1 protein-coding gene is annotated in these 1,520 nt (G+C 66.0%); it reads right to left on the bottom strand.

Annotation, left to right across the window (positions count from 1 at the left end; genetic code table 11):
- On the bottom strand, positions 1 to 1,520 hold a 1,520-nt coding region (locus AB0C75_RS35845), incomplete at both ends, for a 2-oxoacid:acceptor oxidoreductase subunit alpha (protein WP_362896727.1).

The raw sequence follows: 1,520 nt of genomic DNA, 5'->3' as shown, positions 1-1,520 counted from the left end.
GGGTCGTCGACCTCGACGTCCGGGACGGTGATGTTGTCGATCTTGGCCTGGCGGGTGCGGACCATGAAGTCGTGGTTGGCCGGGTCGTAGGAGATGTTCCCGGTGCCGTCCTGCTTCTCGATCCCGCCGATCCGGTGCTCAAGGCCCGGCGTGCCCGGCACGGCCCAGGGGCGGGCCAGGGTCTTGGGGTCGCGTTTGTAGGGCCAGAACACTTCGGTGCCGTCGGCGAGTTCATGGTTGGGGCCGGTCGCGAACTGGACCCGCAGGTCGGGCAGCTGGTCGACCTCCGGGATCCGCCACGGCTCGGAACCGTTGGCCAGATATCCGTCCGAGAGCAGGAACACCGGAGTGCGGTAGGTGAGGGCGATCCGTGCCGCGTCCAGAGCCGCCTCGAAGCAGTCCGCCGGCGTCTTCGGCGCCACGACCGGCACCGGAGCCTCACCGTTACGCCCGTACATGGCCTGAAGCAGGTCCGCCTGCTCCGTCTTCGTCGGCAGCCCCGTCGAAGGACCACCCCGCTGGATATCGATGATCAGCAACGGCAGCTCCAACGACACCGCCAGACCGATCGTCTCCGACTTCAGGGCAACCCCGGGCCCCGACGTCGTCGTCACACCCAGCGAACCGCCGAACGCCGCGCCCAGCGCGGCGCCGATCCCCGCGATCTCGTCCTCCGCCTGGAACGTGCGCACACCGAAGTTCTTGTGCTTGCTCAGTTCGTGCAGGATGTCCGATGCCGGAGTGATCGGATAGGAACCCAGATACACCGGCAGGTCCGCCAGCCGGCCCGCCGCGATCAGCCCGTAGGACAGGGCCAGATTCCCCGAGATGTTGCGGTAGGTGCCCGTCGGGAACGCCTGCGACGCCGGAGCGACCTCATAGGAGACGGCGAAGTCTTCCGTCGTCTCGCCGAAATTCCAGCCCGCCCTGAACGCCGCCACGTTCGCTTCCGCGATGGCGGGTTTCTTCGCGAACTTCGACCGGAGGAATGTTTCCGTCCCCTCGGTCGGACGGTTGTACATCCAGGACAGCAGGCCGAGCGCGAACATGTTCTTCGAGCGTTCGGCCTCCTTACGGGAAAGCCCGAACTCCTTCAACGCCTCGATCGTGAGTGTCGTCAGCGGTACCGGATGGACGTTGAATGCCTCCAGCGACCCGTCGTCCAAAGGGGACTGGGTGTAGCCGACTTTCGCCATGGGGCGTTTCGTGAATTCGTCGGTGTTCACGATGATGTCCGCGCCGCGTGGCACATCGGCGATATTCGCCTTCAGCGCGGCGGGATTCATCGCGACCAGCACATTCGGTGCGTCGCCCGGGGTCAGGATGTCGTGGTCCGCGAAATGCAGCTGGAACGACGACACACCCGGCAACGTGCCCGCGGGCGCCCGGATCTCGGCCGGGAAGTTCGGCAGCGTCGACAGATCGTTCCCGAACGACGCCGTCTCCGACGTGAACCGGTCACCCGTCAACTGCATACCATCACCCGAGTCACCCGCGAAACGGATGATCACCCGGTCCAG

It is taken from the genome of Streptomyces sp. NPDC048565, from assembly GCF_040650935.1.
Classification (GTDB): domain Bacteria; phylum Actinomycetota; class Actinomycetes; order Streptomycetales; family Streptomycetaceae; genus Streptomyces.
Note: the sequence above shows the minus strand (reverse complement) of the source record. Positions and strands in the feature narration are given on the sequence as shown.